Source organism: Stieleria marina, from assembly GCA_007741555.1.
Classification (GTDB): domain Bacteria; phylum Planctomycetota; class Planctomycetia; order Pirellulales; family Pirellulaceae; genus K23-9.
The window spans coordinates 7,252,089-7,269,592 of sequence record CP036526.1 but is presented as its reverse complement, the minus strand read 5'-3'; the positions used below and the strand labels follow the sequence as shown (position 1 = coordinate 7,269,592).

Below are 17,504 nucleotides of genomic sequence, written 5' to 3'. Positions count from 1 at the left end.
CCGAAGAAGCTAAGCGTCCTCTGCAAAGCGTTCGTCCTTGACGCCAAGTTTCAGCTTCCACTCCATCGCACTGCAATAAAGCACTGGCACGACGAGCATCGTCATGATCTCAATGGTCATGCCGCCGAAACTGGGGATCGCCATTGGCACCATGATGTCGCTGCCGCGTCCGGTGGAAGTGAGGACGGGGATGAGTGCTAGCAGCGTGGTTGCCGTGGTCATCAAGCACGGTCGTACGCGACGCATTCCGGCGGTGACGGTGGCTTCGCGAGCGTGTTTGGCGTTTTCAATGCGATCCTTGCGGAAGCTTTCGTCGAGGTAGGACGCGATTACGACGCCGTCGTCGCTGGCGATTCCGAACAGGGCCAGGAAACCGACCCAGACGGCGACGCTGAGGTTGATCGTTTTGACTTGGAACAGCTCACGCATGTTCGTGCCGAGCAAACTGAAGTCGAGGAACCACTCGGTGCCGTACAGCCACAGCATGATGAAGCCGCCGGCCCATGCGATCAGAATGCCGCTGAACACCAGCGATGTCGTGATGGCGGATTTGAACTGCATGTACAGGATCAAGAAGATGATCCCGAGTGCCAGTGGAAGCACGATCGCCAGCGTTTTCTGCGATCGGATTTGGTTTTCGTAGTTGCCCGCAAACGTGTAAGTCACACCGGCCGGCAGCGTGAACTCGCCCGAGTTGATCTTCGATTGCAAGAACGCCTGAGCATCTTCGACCACATCGACTTCCGCTTCGCCAGGCTTCTTGTCGAACAGCACGTAACCGAGCAAGAACGTGTCTTCGCTCTTGATGACTTGTGGGCCGCGTGTGTAGCGAATGTCGGCGAGTTGTCCGAGCGGTATCTGCGGCCCCATCGGCGTCGGGACCAAAATTCGGTCGAGCGATTCCAGGTCGTCACGTAGCTCCCGAGCGTATCGGACTCGGACGGGGAACCGTTCGCGGCCTTCGACGGTCGTGGTGATTTGCCGGCCGCCGATCGCGACTTCGATCACATCCTGAACGCTGCGGATGTGCAGTCCGTATCGCTTGATCGCGTCGCGGTCGATGTCGATTTCCAAGTACGGCTTGCCGACGATGCGGTCAGCTATCACGGCAGACGATTGAACGGTGGGAATCTGTTTCAGCAGCGATTCCAATTCCAAGGCAACGCGTTCGATCGTTTCTAGGTCCGGGCCTTTGACCTTCATCCCCATCGGCGCACGCATGCCGCTTTGCAGCATCACGATCCGAGCAGCGATCGGTTGGAGCTTGGGTGCCGACGTCGTGCCGGGTATCTGGGCCGCCGTCGTGATCGCTTGCCAAATGTCGTCTGGCTTGCGAATCTCGTCACGCCATTGTCGAAACGGTCGGCCGCCGGGATCAGGGATCAATTCGCCTGTTTCGTCGCGGACAAATTCTTCGGATGCGTTGTCGTAGCGAAAGTTCAGCCGATGACCGTTCTGATCGGTTTTGTATTCCGATTTGTAAGTGATGTAGGTTTCGAGCATCGACACGGGAGCCGGGTCGAGCGGCGTGTCGGCGCGACCGATCTTGCCGACGACTGATTCGACTTCGGGAATCGACACCAGCAATTGATTCTGTAATTGCAACACGTCGAGAGCTTCACCGATCGAAGCGTGCGGCATCGTTGTCGGCATGTAGAGGAAAGAGCCTTCATCAAGCGGCGGCATGAACTCTTTGCCGAGTCCCGGCAGCACGCCGGTTGCGGTTTGCCAAGGACCGGATTGCCGAACGGTGGTTTCCGAAACGCCAACCATCGAGAGCGTCTTGGGGATGAACCCGAACACCTTGTCGAAGCCCAACCAAGCCGATCCGCCGAACAAAAGGATCGCGATCGGCAGCGTCATGAACGCAAGTTTGTGATCGAGGCACCAACGCAGGATCGGTTCGTACAGGAATCGTTGAAAGACGGTAAAGAACCCCAGGATGCCGCCAATCAATCCGCCGACGAACAGCAAGTTCAGTAGCAAACCTTTCTGCGGCCCCAGCGGCAACCATTCCTGAGTCAGCAACACGCCGACGACCAGCGCCGCAAGTGCGCTGGTCGCATACGGGCCGTAACGCTGGTAACTCTCGGGAATCCGATCTTCATACAGTTTGTAGGCCGATAGCACGATCAAGATTGCACCGACCCACCATGTCAGCAGCATCGACGCGGCAATGCCGAGGATCAGCAACGCGAACCAAGCTCCACGACGCAGGCTCTTTGATTCAATGCGTCCGCCCATCAGGACGTGGGCGACTGGCGGAATGATGGTCAACGCCACGATGACGGATGCTGCGAGTGCGAATGTCTTGGTGAAGGCGAGCGGCCGAAACAGCTTTCCTTCGGCACCGATCATCGTGAACACGGGTAGGAAACTGACCACGGTGGTTGTCACGGCGGTCAAAACCGCGCCGGCGACTTCGTGAGTGGCCTTAAAGATCAACGTCATCTTGTCGTCTTCGGGATCGGCCTCATCGAGATATTTGAGAATGTTCTCCGTGACAATAATCCCCATGTCGACCATTGTCCCAATCGCAATCGCGATTCCCGACAACGCCACGATGTTCGCGTCCACACCGAAGGTCTTCATGGCGATGAAGCACATCAAAACAGCCAGCGGAAGCAACGCACTGATGAGGAACGAGCTGCGCAAATGGATGACCATCACCAAGATTACGATGATCGTGACGAGGATTTCTTCAAACAGCGCCGTGTTCAACGTGCCCAGTGTTTCGTAGATCAAGCCCGTACGATCGTAGAACGGCACAACCGCGACTTGACTGGTCGTGATCCAGCTGGGCCACTGTTCTTGCGACATGCCACGAAGGTGCTTCACCCACGCATCGCTGCTGGCGGTCGCGCCCGTGATCGGCTCCAGGTCATGACGATCGGCGTACAGGTCAACTTCATCAGCCGACGTCTTCGTGTAGTCGACGAGTACTTTCGTCGGCAAACCCGGTGAGACTTCTTTGATGCGCTGTTTGATGTTCTTGATCGCCGCCAACGGGTTGTACCCGTAACGCACGACCGCGACGCCGCCGACGGCTTCGGCACCGGCTTTGTCGAGAGCACCACGCCGCAGTGCCGGACCTAGCGACACGTTGCCAACGTCGGCCACCGTGATCGGAACGTTATCCGTCACCTTCACGACCGTCTTTTCAATGTCTTCAATGCTCTCGATAAAGCCGAGACCACGGATGACGTATTCAGCCTTATTCAGTTCAATCGTCCGAGCACCGACGTCGACGTTCGTCATGCGAATCGACTCGAACACATTGGCCAGCGTCACGCCAGCAGCCCTCATCGCGTCAGGGTCGACGTCGATTTGGTATTCCTGAACAAAGCCGCCAATCGAAGCGACTTCGCTGATGCCTTCGGCCGACGTCAACGAATAACGAACGTAGTAATCCTGGATCGTTCGCAGTTCTCGCAAATCCCAACCACCGGTCGGTTTTCCATCAGGATCGCGGCCTTCGAGCGTATAGAGATAAATCTGTCCGAGTGCCGTCGCGTCTGGTCCCAGCGTCGGTTGCACACTATCTGGCAAAGTGCCGGCCGGCAGACTGTTCAGCTTTTCAAGTACCCGCGTTCGCGACCAATAGAAGTCCGCGTCTTCGCCAAAGATGATGTAGATCGACGAGAAGCCGAACATCGAATAGCTGCGGATCGTCTTGACCTCGGGGATTCCCAGCAGCGCGACCGTCAGCGGATAACCGATCTGGTCTTCGACGTCTTGTGGGCTGCGTCCCATCCACTGCGTGAACACGATCTGTTGGTTTTCGCCGATGTCGGGAATCGCATCGACGGGAACGGGATCGCGAGGCAACGCTCCGGTGTCCCAATCGAATGGAGCGACCATCACGCCCCAACCCATCGTCGCAATGACCAACAACATGATGACCAGCTTGTTGGTCAAGCAGAACCAAATCAGTCGGCCGAGGATTGAGCGTTTCGCGTTTTCAATGGTCTCATCGTTGTTTGTCATGTTGGATTACTTGGCCTACAGCTTTTCGACTTTGTCGGCACACTTCAGCATCGAAGCGCCATAGTACGGATTGCGAACCGCGTCGTCGGATTGAAGCCACGACGCACCGCGGCCCTCAAAGGCCATCGGACAATGAAGCTCGTAAAGTCCTGTGTCGTTGGGCAGTCCGAACATCCGCTCCAGACTCAGCATCTGTTCGGACAGCAACGCGAAGCCGCTCCGCATGGTGGCCAGGTCGTTCGCTTTTTGCAATCTCGCAATGATCTCCGACATGTCGCGTTTCTCCTTGCTCCAGATTTCGACCGCTTTGGATTCAGACACGATCGGTAGCAAACCGGCCAAACGTTGATGCAACGGTTCGACAGCTTGCCTCGCTGTATCCAAATCGTCGGCCGCGAGTGCTTGACTAAGCTGCAAATACGGACCGACGAAACCGTCCAACTGCTCGCTCACTTCAGGCGAGGCGTCCATGTTCGCCATTGCCGGCATCCGCATATCGTCATGCGACATCGGCAATGGGAACTGAGCCTTCATCTGATTGACGTGCTGGCGAGTCAATGCGAACACCCGATCAGCTTCACGCATGGATTTGATCTCGCGGCCTTCGGTGACATCGTTCCTCAATAGCATCGCGACCTCGAACCACTGTGGTCGCATCTGAGGACCGATCAAGTCCGCCGGCACCGCCTCGACAGCTTTACCCAGTTCGTCGTAGCCGGCACGCATCTCGGCGAGGTTCGCCGCTTCGACCTTTACTTGAATCGTTTTGTATTGCTCAACAATGCCTTGCATCGCATCACGTACCGCTGGCACCAACTCCATCGGACTCGCGTCCATTGTCACGCCTTCGTCTGCCTTCGGCATTTCCATGCCACCGTGATTGTGTCCACCACCGCCGCCACCTTGCGGCGTCATCATCGAAGGCTTCGCTGAAATCTGTAGCGCACTGTCGAGCTTGAAGTTGCCGTTGGTCACCACCAAGTCGCCTTCCTTGAGTCCGGACTTCACGAGATAGAAGTCTCCTGCTCGCGGACCGATCACGATCTCGCGACCCTCGTAAGTCGGCTTTTCCGCATCGGGAATCTGAACGTAGACGATCGCTCGCGTTCCAGTCAGCAACACTGCCTTTACCGGCACGATCAACGGCTTCGCTGCACTCGTCGGCTCCGCCGTCACGTAACCGAGCGACTCAGCTCGCACCAACGGCATACCGCAAATGTCACAATCGCCTGGCTGGTCTTTAATGATTTCCGGGTGCATCGGGCTGATCCACTTTCCCGCCAGCGAAGCGTTGAGCACTCGACCGCCCGCCGCGATGTTGCTCTGCACGACCGCTCGCACGAACATTTCGGGTTTCAAGCGACCATCCTCGTTCGGCACGTTGACTCGCACCTTCACCGTCCGCGTGTCCTCGTTTAGCACTGGATCAATGAACGCGATTCGGCCACGGAACACTTCGCCTGGATACGCTTCCGTCGTGAACTCGACATCTTGCCCGTAACGCAACCACGCCAAGTCTGATTCGTAAGCGTCCATCTGAACCCATAAGACCTTTAAGTCCGCGACGGTGTAGATACGGTCGCCCGTTTGAACGCGATCGCCTTCTTGCTTATTCTTCGCAACCACCACGCCGCCAGCGGGCGAGTAAATCGTGACCGTTTCGGAAGACCTGCCGCGTTGTTCAATGGTTTGAATCTGCTCTGGCGTCAAACCAAGCAAACGCAACTTCTCGCGAGCCGACTCGGCCAGATCAAGCGGTTCGATGAAGCGAGATGAACTCGGCGGTCGATCGCGCTTGGTGACGGCGAGTAATTCCTCTTGAGCGGTGTAGAGAGCCTCGCTGTAGATCTGAACCATGTGATCGCCTTGATTGACTTCGACGCCGGTGAAATCAACGAACATTCGTTCCAAGCGACCCGGAACCCAAGCGGTGATGTGAGCCAACCGTGTTTCGTCGTAGTCGACCTTGCCAACCATGCGAACCTCAGCCGTCACATATTGCCGGCGAACGGGACTGACCTGCACGTTCATCAAGCTCTTGATTTCAGAACTGATCGAAACCGTGCGAACTCCATCGGCCGATTCTCTGACCGGGACAAAGTCCATCCCGCAGATCGGACACGCCCCCGGACCGTCGCGACGAATTTGAGGGTGCATCGAGCACGTCCAAATCGTCGGCTTGCTCTGCATCTCCCCAGAGTCCGACGTCGTGGACGTCGTCGAGACCGCCGGCCCGTTTGATCCGCCGCCAAACCAAGACGCAACGAACCCACCCAGCAACACAAACGCCACCGCTTGTGCAATCCAGAGTTTTCCGCGGTGTTGTTTGATGAATTCGTTCATGAGTTCGCTTTAGGATTTGTCTAGCCAATTGACCAGCGTCGCAACTTCGTTTTGGTCGCGAACGCCGACGGCTGTAACGCTTCGCGAACCTTGTTTCCAAGTCGCCGCGATGCTGGAATCAAGATCGACGAGGCAGCAATCCTTGTCGCCGCACATCGCCATGCTTGATGGCCGATCGCCGAACCAAGCCGCCTCGTCATCGTCGTGTTCAAAGAGAACCAGCGTCGAACCGTCGCTGCGTTTGCAAACCGCTTTAACGCAAGTACAACAAGGCATCTTCAACACGCTGGTCGACGCCAACGAATAGCCTTCGGGCAATTCACCGGAGATGATCGGTCGATAGCCGACCAATTTGACGGCTCCGTCCGAGTCGACTTTCTCGCCGTTGTACTTTGCAAGCAGCATCCGTTCCGCTGCGTCCGGGTCGCTTGGCAATTTCTGCAAATATTCATCCATCACCCCGGCAAACTCAGCCATGTGTTCGGCCGACATCTCGCCGTCATGCGAATGCCCGTCGCTGCCGTGCATCGCCATCGCTCCACCGCCCGCCATGTCGCCATTGTTCCCGCCGTACCAAAGCCCCGCCCCCAGCAGCACCAAGACGGACGCTGCCATCGACACCAGCCCCGCTCCGTAAGGTGACTCGCGAACCCAAACACCAAACCGCTTTGACAACGTCACCGCTTCCGCGGTCATTGGCAATTCGCGTTCGATCCGCTGCCACAAATCAGAAGGCTTCGCTGGCATTTGCGTTTGAGCGAAAGCCGACCCGATTGATTCAAACGCACTCAGTTCCGCCGCACAGGACTCGCACGATTCAATGTGCTTCGCGACCGTTGCCGCCAGTTCAGCCGACAACTCACCGTCGTGGTAAGCCGACAGATGAGAACGAACTGTATTGCAATCGCTGGATGACATGGGCCTTGCATTCTCCGCTGGATGCTTCTGGTGATGTCCGTTTGGATGCCTGAAGTGCTTGCTTCTTCACGCATTTAAACGAATTAGCCGAATTCTTTTCACCATTCGTGAAGAAAGCGACCTTCCACGCATCCAAACCCGCGTTCATCCATCAAACCGCCCTCCCAATCCGCGAAGGCAAAACCCTATGCGACTCACAAAATCCCTGCCGATCCTGCTCGGCGGTCTGTTCGTTTTGGGGCTCTACGGCTGCAATACGCCCGAGTCCGATACAATGACGCCACCCGCGACTCCCGCCAGCGACACGGCCGAGGACCACGCCGAACACGATCACGGCGACCACGCCACCGCCGATTCCGATTCGCCAATGGCAAAGATGATGCCGGGCCTGAAAGAGCTTTCGCCGGAAGACTACAAGTCCGCGATGGCCCAGCACATGTGCCCCGTCAGCGACGAGATGCTCGGCACGATGGGAGCCCCCGAGAAAGTCGATGTGAACGGCAAGTCTGTGTGGATTTGCTGTGACGGTTGCAAAGAAAAGCTGCTCGCCGACCCGGACAAATACCTCGCCAAATTGAAGTAACCGATACCAACAAGACCTACTGCCGAAAGTACCGATGGCTACGACCGATTTCCTGAAACGGATTTTCTCCACGAGACCGACAACGACGCTCCAGAGTGCATTGAGTGTTGCCGACGACTTCATGTTCGACAAACGCTACGAGCTTGATACCCGAATCGAGGTCGCGATCAACGACTTGGATATCAGCGAGGATGACAAACAGCACGCTGATAAGTACAAACCAACGCGAGCGAGGTACTTTCGCAAGATCATGGAAAAGGTCGAACTCCCTGGTGGGGGCGTGTTTGTCGACGTTGGATGCGGCAAGGGCCGAGTCTTGTTGCTCGCTGCGGAGCACGGTTTCGATCAAGTCCTTGGCTTGGAAATCTCACCAGCGTTGTGCCGGATCGCGGAACGAAACGTCGAAGCCTTCGGCAAGGTTTGCCCCAATGCCGGTTCGATCAAAGTCATCTGCACCAACATTCTCGACTATCAGATGGCCGGCAACGAAACCGTCTTCTTTCTGTATTCACCGTTCGACTACCCAGTGACCGATCGCTTCCTCGAAATGATCCGGGCTTCGCTCAAAGAGCACCCGCGAGACCTCTGTTTGATCATCGACGAATTTCGGTTCCCAGAGTTGTTGACCGACGACGAGTACTTCGAGCAATCCCTGATTTACAAGTACGGATCGGCTGTCTTCCACGTGTATCACCACGTCAGCTAACCCACGACGGATCGCCTTTCTCTCAATTCCCTCCTCAACGGAACATTCCATGAGACGTCAATTCTTCGCCACCGTATGTACCGCCGCACTGTTGGCAACACCCATGGTCGTGTCTGCCCAGGAAGCAGCCACACCGCACGACCACGCCGGGCACGACCACGCGGCTCACCAACACGCCGCCGACGCAACCACAGGCCCGCACGGTGGAACAGTACAAACCGTTGGCGAGCGACGGGTTGAAACCGTGATCGCCGACAAAGGCATCATGTTCATGATCCTTGGCAAGAACGACCAACCGATCGCACCACCAGATGCGACTGGCACCTTGAAACTGCGTGTCGGCGACAGCAAAAAAGAATACACCTACCAACTCAAAACGCTGAAGAACCTCGCGATTGGCGTCGGCGTTGATCTCTCCAAGGTCGTCAATCAACCGTTGCACATGAACGTCGAGATCACCAACATCGGCAGCGAACCGCTGGTCTTCCACGCGATGGGAAAACTCTCCAGCGGCAAACTATCCGATGAACTGCTCATCAGCCTTCAAGCCACGTGCCCCGTTAGCGGCCAACCGCTTGGCTCGATGGGTACGCCACCCAAGATCACAATCGGTGATAAGTCTCTCTTCGTCTGTTGTGCCGGCTGCACCAAGAAAGTCGAAGCCTCACCCGACCAGTACCTCACCAAGTACTACACCGCCAAAGGTGAACAAGTCCGCCAAGGCGTCTTCAAATCCACGCTTGCCGATGCTGCAGCAATCGCCGCACAGAAAACCTGTCCGGTGATGGACGAACCGCTGGGCGGCATGGGCGTCCCAGGCAAAGTGAACGTGAACGGAAAAGCCATCTACATCTGTTGCCCCGGCTGTGCCAAAAAGCTAACCGCCGAACCTGACAAATACCTCGCCGCCCTGAAAGCCCAGGGCATCACACCGCCGGCGTTCTGAGGGCGGAGGCATTATCGACTCTTGTACTTCACAGGAATTGGATGAGGTGTTGCCCACGACGGATCAATCGGTACTCGCACGAGTGCGCCGACGTTTTCGGAAACGGAGCTCGTTATCAAGGCTGCCCAATCTTTTGAGCGGCCATTGTATATTTCTCCCCAAACATCCTCTCGATAGAATGCGAGAATTTGTGATATTGGTACGTCGAGTTCCCACTCGATCAAGTCAATGGATTCACTGTGGCGTTCAAAAGTATTTCGCGTAGTGAGACACCACAAGAACTGAGTCTCACCCTTTAAGTGGCGGTGCAGTTCGTGGATCGCGTCGCGGTATTCCCGGCTTCGGTAGTAAACACTCAGCGTCGCATCGACTGTCAAGTCCGGCGAGGTGATCGGGAAGGTGCTGGGATGATGCGTCCAAACTTTCATGTCACCGGGCACTCGTACTCGACTAACGTTTCCAGACTGCCAACTTCTAACTGTGTGTGTGCCTGCGAGAGGGCACGAAGGATAGAACACACGCGAAAACGTTTCCCTTCGTATTGCGATTGTGCGAGCGAAAGTTCTGCCATGGACTCACAGATCGTTGAACCGTTTGGCTGACGCGATTCACGCGTGATAGAACCGAAACGATCGTTCAAATGCGTCAGCAGTTTATGCTCGTCTTGCCAGCTTCGATCAATCGCCCAAAGAAGCACGTGTGTCTCGCACCATGCTGTCTTGACACCTTTCGGGATCGCCTTTCGGTCGGGGTGACTAGCCCATCTCGAGCCATTCAAAAGCGACGGTTCTTTCGCCGCCATTTCTTTAATCCAAACCTTCTCCTGTGTCTTGGCCCATTTCTCAGCAACCGCTGAATCGCTGAACTCAGATTGCTCAAGAACAGAAATGATCGGCTCTCGGCCCTCATAGCGAAGGTACATGAGCCAAACATCCTTGATGGTGAAACCGGATTCGGCCTCAGATAGGTGCATGCGAAAACGTAGATCAAGATTGTTGGTTCGTCCGACATAGCGAACGAGTTCCGGCTGAAGCGGGTCGGCCAGTGCGTATATGTGTTGCAGGAATGGCATGACCGGTAGAATATCGAATTCAAAAATCCCTGGCGACAGTGACGAATACTAAAATGCACGCGAATTGGCATCGAATCTCGGAGAAGTGGCCGACCTACGGCATTGACCAGCAGGATGAATTCTTGATCGACGCGTCGACGTGCCGTTTCGCTGGCGACGGCAAACATGAAATCGCCGTGTACTCATTTGGGCGTTTCACCCGTCGGGCAACCATCGACCCTGCAGCGACTTATCCGCTTTGCTTTCGATTCGGAATTCACTTTCCGTCCTTCATGTCGGACGAGGAACCGGCGATTGGACACCTGCGGACACGTTTCTCTGCCGACCCGACTGGACTGGTCGAGCCGGTGCAGCTCCTTGCTGTGCTGTCGACAAGCAATGGCCCCTTCGTGTGGCGAGAAGTGCATCGAGCGCTGGCTAACCGCAGCCAGCCTGTCTTGGTTGGAACAGAAGACGATCACGAAGTCTGGTACGACAGCCAGATTGCCGAAGTCATGGATGCTTTCCAGATCATCGAGGAAGGCCCAACGCCGAGATTCGTTCCGACGTCGCCGCCTGCTTCGGCATCGGTCTCAATATCGCTGAACGATTTGCCGAGCGATCCGTTTCCTGGCTACGAGATCGAGCACGAGCACGTTTCGCCGATGCGGCAGGGAAAGTGGGCTTACGAGATGAAGAAGCATCTTCGTGCCGGCGGAACCGGAGCGCAGCCGTGCCGAGAGCGAATCATCCTGCGTGAGGATTTGCGACGCGTCGATTCGTCTTTGTTCAAAGGCCAGATTGGATGGACGGTTCCCGAGACTGGCTTTTCAATTAAACCCGGTCGGACGAGCCTTCAAGTAGCGGTCGAGTTCGACTCTGGCTTCAGCTTAGACATCGACATCTATTGGATCGACTTCATCCGCGAAGAACTCGCCGATGAACTTTCCAGCAAAATCGTCGAGAGCTTTCGTGATACCCCATTTGATCCAAATCCCGACGCGGCGGCGAAGTGGATGCTCGACCTTCCTTTCTTCAAAGAAACCGATTGCAGGATAGTTGGCCACGGCCTAGACGAGGTCTACGCCTACACCTATCGCGCAGCCGTCGAACAGTCAGCCGCTGGCGAACATCGCGGCTACCCCATGAAAGTTGGATACACAGGCGGTCTCGACGGAGCCGTGCAACGCGTCGCGTCTCAGTTCCCATCGGCGATCGCACACGACGCCCACATTCAATTCATCGGCCGATGCGACAACGGCCGAGCAATCGAAGGCAAGATCCACAAAACGCTCAAAAAACGAGGCGGTCGGGTTGAAGGATCGCCTGGCAAAGAATGGTTCTGGACGACGGCCGACGAAGTCGCCGAATTGTTTGAGGAAGCTTCGCGGTAGCCTTGGCCCTGACGCAATCATTTTTTCCGATCGGCGAAATCTTCAAGAACGGGGATTGACGAAGTGATCAGCATGCGTGACTCTTTCAATGTGGACGTTGGTTGACGCCATCCCCACGCCGCTGTGATGGCGGTTTTTCTGCTCGCCGGGTCGATAGCCCGTATGCAGTTCGTTTGATTACGAGTTTGCCTGACAGCGACGAGGGAACGGTTCTCTTATGTCCCCAAGGCCCACACTTTCTTCGCCCGCGTTCAATCGCAGGCGTCGGAGATGTCTCATGCCATTTAACCGCATCAACGGCTTCTACATCGGAGCCTTCCAAATGCTGGAGAAACCTGAAATGACAATTGATGAACGCAATGAAGAACTCAACGAAGCCTTGACGGCTCGCTTGGAACAACTGAAAGCGGCGATCGAGGAGCACGAGAAGCAATTCAAAGCGATGAAGCCTGCTCGCGATGCCAAACACGCCTACCGCTCCCACACGATGGAAGATGACCAGCGTAATTGCATCGGGGAAATCAACTGGTATGTCGGTATGATTAAGCTCAAAGGCGGCTGGCGGCTTTGTTACGCCCACGATCACGAGCACTATAGCTATCCGGACGAAACAATCGACTGGAAGCCACTTGTCGAGTGCAGCATCGAGGAACGCATTGACGCTGTGCCCCACATCGGGGCGTTGCGAGAGGCAATCGTCAAGTCAAAAGAATCGCTGGTACCTGAGCTCGAAAAGGCGATCGAAGCGGTCGCAATATTGTCCAAGTAACCAGAGCCGCTACCAAGATCAAAGGCACGTCTAGTACTCATGCTGCAACTAAACGGATTTTCGACGGAGATCACCGGCGGGTCGCTGACCGTGCTGAAGGCAAAGATCGCACCAACGGACGTCAAGGAAACGCGACGTTCTCTAGGTGACGCTTGGTTCACGATGTACCACGAAGGGCATCTTTACTCGCTTGCAAAGAATCAGGATTCATCGGGTGGTGTCGGCGAATCCGATCTCCTGGTGCTCTCCGACCATCTTGGGCTTCGCTTCGTTAAGACCATGCTAGATCAAGCGATGCGGGGCGTCTTTGATCAATACGACCCAGTACGAGAACGTCCGTTTACATTCCTTGCTCATAAGGTCGATCTGGTCGAGCTAGCTGCCAAGAAATTGGACTCAAAGCCTGACTTGCTTTCCAAGTTTGAAATTCGCCCAAAGTACGAACTGGAAGCTAAGCTGGTTGAATTTCGACCCGGCGAACTAGAACTGATGCTCGCGCTCAATGTGACTACTCGTTGGATCTGCACCGCCCGCGTCAAAGAGCTGATCGACGCAAGTATTCCCGTCCAAGGAATGCACCTGATCCGAAAGAAGACCGAACCTGGCCAGCGAAGACTAGTGGGGACTTTCGACAGGCTTGAGGGTGATGTCGTTTTATTGAAAGACGCGTACGGTGATGACAATAAGGTTGCCGCAACAGACGTGCGAGTCGAAGGATCAAAAGAAGTCTTTGCAACGTGTTTGCGTCGATTGCTCGGCGGCCGATACGACGGCTTTTTCTATTCGGTCGACGACGAATATGGGAAACTATGCGGGGGTGCCGGATCGGACCGCGAATTGCAAAGGATGCTTGGATTTCTAAAGGGAAAAAGCCCAGTCAAGTTACACGGCGGTATCGAAGTTACCATCGGCGAACGAGTCCAACTCAAAAATCAATCGAGCTACAAGACCGTTATCGAACTGCCGCCAAGCAAGTATTGTTTCGATCGGTCACGCACGAAATTGCATCAGTATGCGTGGGAGGGACTTGCGAGGTTTGGGCCATTTGATCGAGGAAGTTTTCCTACGCGCTCACCTCGCATTCTGCTGGTTGCTCCCGACACGGTTGCAGGCAAGATTAGTCAGGCTCTCAAGAAGTTTCGCGACGGGTTTGGATCGAGTAAGGACAGTAAGTACGACGGTTTCACCGACACATTCCATCTCGCGAATCCAACGTTTTTCCCGCTTTCGGTCAGATTACAGGACGTTGATCGTTCCGATGTCGCGAAGGTCTATCGCAAAGCCATCGAAGAACGCCTGACACGCGATGGCAACTTCGACGCAGCTTTCAACATATTGCACGACGAGCATGCTGGCTTGCCTGACGCTCAGAACCCGTATTTGGTTGCAAAGTCCATTCTGCTATCGCACGGCATTCCTGTGCAGGAAGCCAGAGTGTCGACTTTAACCGCGAATGAGTACTCGCTGCAGTACACGTTCAGAAATCTTGCCACGGCGCTCTATGCAAAGATGGGTGGCGTTCCGTGGACGGTCGATCACGGTGAAACGGTCGATGACGAATTGGTCGTGGGAATTGGGAACGCCGAACTCTCTGGCAGCCGATTCGAGAAACGGCAACGTCATATCGGAATCACGACGGTATTTCGTGGTGACGGCAACTACCTTCTCTCGAACCTTTCTAAAGAGTGCAAATACGAAGACTACCCCGACGTGCTTCGCGAATCGACGATCGCGGTCCTTCGCGAAGTCAAACAACGAAACAACTGGCTGCCCGGACAAACAGTGAGGATCGTTTTTCATGCGTTCAAGCCGCTGAAAAATGTTGAGGTTGCGGACATAATCGCTTCCAGTGTCAAAGAGGTCGGTAGCGAGCAGACGATCGAGTTCGCTTTTTTGAACGTGTCGCTTGACCACTCATTCACCTTGCTCGACTTAGCCCAGCGAGGCATCACTAGAAAGAACCAAACGAAGGGCGTCTACGTTCCTCGGCGAGGACTGACAGCCCAGGTTGGACGCTACACGCGGTTGGTCACAACCACTGGACCGCATATGGTCAAACGCGCGAATCTCGCGTTGCCAAGGCCTTTGCTAATCCACCTTCACAAACAGTCGACCTACCGCGATTTGTCCTACCTTTCAGAACAGGTGCTGAACTTCACAACGCTTTCGTGGAGATCGACGTTGCCGTCTGAAAAACCTGTCACCATCCTTTACTCATCGCTGATAGCTGAATTACTCGCACGGTTGAAGTCCATCGACGATTGGTCACCAGCGGTATTGAATACGAAACTCCGAAACAGTAAGTGGTTTCTGTAATGGATGAGCGTTTGTCACAGAGCTTCGCAAAAACCGCCGCTGATCTTCGCATGTTCGTGGAGCAGAATTGCCCACTGCCGAATCCAGAATCCGGGTTTTCGCTCTTCTTGCGTTCACTGAATGTCGACGACCGCACGGGCAACGCTCCGCTTCCGCCCTGGCCATCGGATACAAATTTCAAGTACCCGCAGACTCTTGCTTGTTTTGGGTTTCTATTGGCGATTGATCCAGAGTACCAACAGAGGCTCCATAGCGAATGGCCAACTGCCTGCGAGTCTGTTCTTAGTCGAGACCTATTTCCGATTGATCGGCAATCATTTACGTTTCGACCAATCGAGGTGCTTGGTATCGCATATGGCATCAAGCGACTGGCTGGGCCGGCAAGCCCGCTTCATGCGACTTTCCTTGCAACGGTCCGCAACTGTTTGACGAAGGCCAACGACGATGTGAAGTCTCGCTGGCTTTATCGCTTTGCGGAAATGCTGCTTGATGACACGCCTTGCGAAATGCCAAGACTTTCAGATGACAGTTTGACGTTGGACGTAGCAGCGACCGTCAAGTGGCTCGCCATGCAGCAATCAGTTGTAGCGCCGATTGACCCTGACCTCGTCCTAGCCGTCGAGGACAAAATCCTAAAGGACGTCGCTATCGGAAAGTTCGAGTTTCAGAATGCTGCAGACGCCACTATTCTGCTAAGTTCTTTGGAGCACAGCATCGAACGCCGACTTCGGTCTCGTCTCAATGAGACGTCAATCGTTCCTGCTACGAATCGTGACGCTTTACGGTTGATTGAGCGGCTATGCCGCAACTTTCCGTTGTTCGCTCGTCAACTTCAAAAACGTCGAAAAGATGTGAAGCAGACTGGCACAACGGAAAGGCTTCCTCGATCAACAATTGAAATGGTTGATGAGTACGACGTTCAAGATGCGTTCCATGCGATCTTGCGACTGTTCTTCGACGATGTGCGTGCTGAGCCCTGGACGCCATCATACGCCGGCAATCAAAACCGGATCGACTTCGTGCTTCCCGATCACAAGATCGCCATTGAGGTTAAGCACACTGGTAGTCGCCTAACTCAGCGTCACGTTGCCGATCAACTCATCATTGACTCACGCTACTACCGACACGAAACTGACTACACACATCTAATCTGTTTCGTTTACGATCCCGAACTCCGACTAAAAAACGCAGTAGCACTTGAGAAGGATCTCGCGTCGGAAGATCACGATTTCAGTGTTTCTGTCGTTGTGTGCCCGCAAGGCAAATAAGACTGCGATTCATTCTCTGATAAAGCCTTGCCACCAAGTGACGCTCTAGAGTGCTATTTCACCGTCAAGGGTCAATACGACATCGCGATTCAGCTGGCTTCTACACTGAGATTCGTTCCACGATGTTGCGGGTGACTTTGCGATTCCGTCTGTCGTAAAGCCTAGTGGTACGTGGATCGGCGTGACCTGCAAGGTTTTGAACATCTTCAAGCGGTACGCCCTGGCTGAGCAAATCAGTGATCGTTGTCACTCGAAAGGAGTGCGGTGATAGCTGCGAAGGTAGGCCCGCTACTCGCAGCTTGCGTTTGACCATTCGGGCCATGTCGCCAGGCGTCATTCCGTTCGGCGTTAATTGTCGAGTTCTTCTGACGGTCGTTCGGAAAAGCGGCGTCAATTTGTCAGCGAATTCCAAACCGGCCTTGGATAGGTAGTTGTGAATGATTTGCTGAAGGTCATGCCTAACGGGAATCTCGCGAGACTTTCCTCCCTTCTCTTGGAATCTCAAGCAGTGTTGACCGCCAAGGTCATAGAAATCACGACGTTGCAACTTTGCAACCGCGCCAACTCGAGCGGCGGTGTAAATCATCACGCAAACGATCGCATGATCGCGAAGCCCGATGATGTTTGAGTCGCAGATCGACTCCAACAATTGCCTTGCTTGTTGAATCGAAATCTCGGGCGTTTTTCCCTCCACGACGGTCAGACGCTCGCCACGTACGGAAGCGGCAGGATTGAGCATCAGGACGTGCCGACTGACAAGCGAATCGAAAACGTGACGGAGCGCAGACAGGTGCAGTTTCTTCGTCGCTGGAGCGTACGGTAGTGCGTCGAGATAAAGACCAATGTCCGCAGGCGAGATTGACGTCAGTTGCCTTCCCAGGGACTCGCAGTGGTTCAGGAATTTCCGTATGGCGTGTTCGTAGGCGGCTCTTGTGTTCGCATTGCGAATCTTCCCAAAGATGAACTCTTCCCAAGCAAACGCGGCGGCGGAGCCGGACGCCGCAATTAAATTCGGCAACGGGCCGTGATTTCCCGTTACGAGGCCGCCAGTCGGCACCGTCGTTACGATCCCGGATTTTTGTTCGTTTTCAACTGCTTCAGCGCTCATGCACCCCCTTGGCTATTCAAGCATCGACTGCGAAAACGGGCATTTGTTTCACGCATGGACTTGTTCGGGAATTGCGAATCAATGATTTCCCCACCGGTGGACGGTAACGCACAAT

The 17,504-nt window shown here is 55.0% G+C and carries 12 protein-coding genes; 7 read left to right on the top strand and 5 right to left on the bottom strand.

Annotated elements, in window-relative coordinates; all coding sequences use genetic code 11:
* Positions 1-9: 9 nt before the first annotated feature.
* The 3 genes from K239x_RS25655 to K239x_RS25645 are packed head-to-tail and all read right to left on the bottom strand — an operon-like array spanning position 10 to position 7,248.
* Positions 10-3,987, bottom strand: a complete 3,978-nt coding sequence (locus tag K239x_RS25655) for an efflux RND transporter permease subunit (protein WP_145421150.1) — start codon at positions 3,985-3,987, stop codon at positions 10-12.
* A 15-nt stretch (positions 3,988-4,002) separates the two neighbouring features.
* Positions 4,003-6,330 (bottom strand): heavy metal-binding domain-containing protein, encoded by a 2,328-nt coding sequence (locus K239x_RS25650; protein ID WP_145421149.1) that lies wholly within the window; start codon positions 6,328-6,330, stop codon positions 4,003-4,005.
* Between the two features lie 9 nt (positions 6,331-6,339).
* The gene (locus tag K239x_RS25645; RefSeq protein ID WP_145421148.1) at positions 6,340-7,248 is read right to left on the bottom strand and encodes an anti-sigma factor family protein; all 909 of its coding nucleotides are present in this window, start codon (positions 7,246-7,248) and stop codon (positions 6,340-6,342) included.
* 187 nt (positions 7,249-7,435) lie between these two features.
* On the opposite strand from K239x_RS25645, the gene K239x_RS25640 reads away from it, so the two are divergent.
* The 3 genes from K239x_RS25640 (at position 7,436) to K239x_RS25630 (ending at position 9,483) form a co-directional block, all read left to right on the top strand.
* On the top strand, positions 7,436-7,831 hold the full coding sequence (locus K239x_RS25640; protein WP_145421147.1) for a hypothetical protein: 396 nt from the start codon (positions 7,436-7,438) through the stop codon (positions 7,829-7,831).
* Positions 7,832-7,865: 34 nt separating this feature from the next.
* Positions 7,866-8,537 (top strand): class I SAM-dependent methyltransferase, encoded by a 672-nt coding sequence (locus K239x_RS25635; protein ID WP_145421146.1) that lies wholly within the window; start codon positions 7,866-7,868, stop codon positions 8,535-8,537.
* A gap of 103 nt (positions 8,538-8,640) precedes the next feature.
* Positions 8,641-9,483: a hypothetical protein gene (locus tag K239x_RS25630; protein WP_419190119.1), complete on the top strand. Its 843-nt coding sequence runs from the start codon at positions 8,641-8,643 to the stop codon at positions 9,481-9,483.
* A 424-nt stretch (positions 9,484-9,907) separates the two neighbouring features.
* Here K239x_RS25630 and K239x_RS25620 read toward each other — a convergent pair whose 3' ends face one another.
* Complete coding sequence (locus K239x_RS25620; protein WP_145421143.1) at positions 9,908-10,555, bottom strand: GIY-YIG nuclease family protein; 648 nt, start codon at positions 10,553-10,555, stop codon at positions 9,908-9,910.
* Positions 10,556-10,593: 38 nt separating this feature from the next.
* On the opposite strand from K239x_RS25620, the gene K239x_RS25615 reads away from it, so the two are divergent.
* From K239x_RS25615 to K239x_RS25600, 4 genes are all read left to right on the top strand, one after another.
* Positions 10,594-11,928: a GIY-YIG nuclease family protein gene (locus K239x_RS25615; RefSeq protein ID WP_145421142.1), complete on the top strand. Its 1,335-nt coding sequence runs from the start codon at positions 10,594-10,596 to the stop codon at positions 11,926-11,928.
* Positions 11,929-12,205: 277 nt separating this feature from the next.
* The gene (locus K239x_RS25610; protein WP_145421141.1) at positions 12,206-12,697 is read left to right on the top strand and encodes a hypothetical protein; all 492 of its coding nucleotides are present in this window, start codon (positions 12,206-12,208) and stop codon (positions 12,695-12,697) included.
* 39 nt (positions 12,698-12,736) lie between these two features.
* Positions 12,737-15,013: a protein argonaute gene (gene ago / locus K239x_RS25605; RefSeq protein WP_145421140.1), complete on the top strand. Its 2,277-nt coding sequence runs from the start codon at positions 12,737-12,739 to the stop codon at positions 15,011-15,013.
* Entirely contained in the window at positions 15,013-16,281 is a 1,269-nt protein-coding gene (locus K239x_RS25600; RefSeq protein ID WP_145421139.1) for a PD-(D/E)XK nuclease domain-containing protein, read from the top strand. The genes ago and K239x_RS25600 overlap by 1 nt, the downstream gene beginning before the upstream one ends.
* Before the next feature lie 100 nt (positions 16,282-16,381).
* Here K239x_RS25600 and K239x_RS25595 read toward each other — a convergent pair whose 3' ends face one another.
* Entirely contained in the window at positions 16,382-17,389 is a 1,008-nt protein-coding gene (locus tag K239x_RS25595; RefSeq protein WP_145421138.1) for a tyrosine-type recombinase/integrase, read from the bottom strand.
* Between the last annotated feature and the right edge of the window lie 115 nt (positions 17,390-17,504).

What these genes read in the sequence shown, in the direction of transcription:
- K239x_RS25595 (WP_145421138.1), bottom strand. Translation starts at nt 17,389, where the DNA reads ATGAGCGCTGAAGCAGTTGAAAACGAACAAAAATCCGGGATCGTAACG.
- K239x_RS25635 (WP_145421146.1), top strand. Translation starts at nt 7,866, where the DNA reads ATGGCTACGACCGATTTCCTGAAACGGATTTTCTCCACGAGACCGACA.
- K239x_RS25630 (WP_419190119.1), top strand. Translation starts at nt 8,641, where the DNA reads ATGGTCGTGTCTGCCCAGGAAGCAGCCACACCGCACGACCACGCCGGG.
- K239x_RS25620 (WP_145421143.1), bottom strand. Translation starts at nt 10,555, where the DNA reads ATGCCATTCCTGCAACACATATACGCACTGGCCGACCCGCTTCAGCCG.
- K239x_RS25655 (WP_145421150.1), bottom strand. Translation starts at nt 3,987, where the DNA reads ATGACAAACAACGATGAGACCATTGAAAACGCGAAACGCTCAATCCTC.
- K239x_RS25600 (WP_145421139.1), top strand. Translation starts at nt 15,013, where the DNA reads ATGGATGAGCGTTTGTCACAGAGCTTCGCAAAAACCGCCGCTGATCTT.
- ago (WP_145421140.1), top strand. Translation starts at nt 12,737, where the DNA reads ATGCTGCAACTAAACGGATTTTCGACGGAGATCACCGGCGGGTCGCTG.
- K239x_RS25640 (WP_145421147.1), top strand. Translation starts at nt 7,436, where the DNA reads ATGCGACTCACAAAATCCCTGCCGATCCTGCTCGGCGGTCTGTTCGTT.
- K239x_RS25610 (WP_145421141.1), top strand. Translation starts at nt 12,206, where the DNA reads ATGCCATTTAACCGCATCAACGGCTTCTACATCGGAGCCTTCCAAATG.
- K239x_RS25645 (WP_145421148.1), bottom strand. Translation starts at nt 7,248, where the DNA reads ATGTCATCCAGCGATTGCAATACAGTTCGTTCTCATCTGTCGGCTTAC.
- K239x_RS25650 (WP_145421149.1), bottom strand. Translation starts at nt 6,330, where the DNA reads ATGAACGAATTCATCAAACAACACCGCGGAAAACTCTGGATTGCACAA.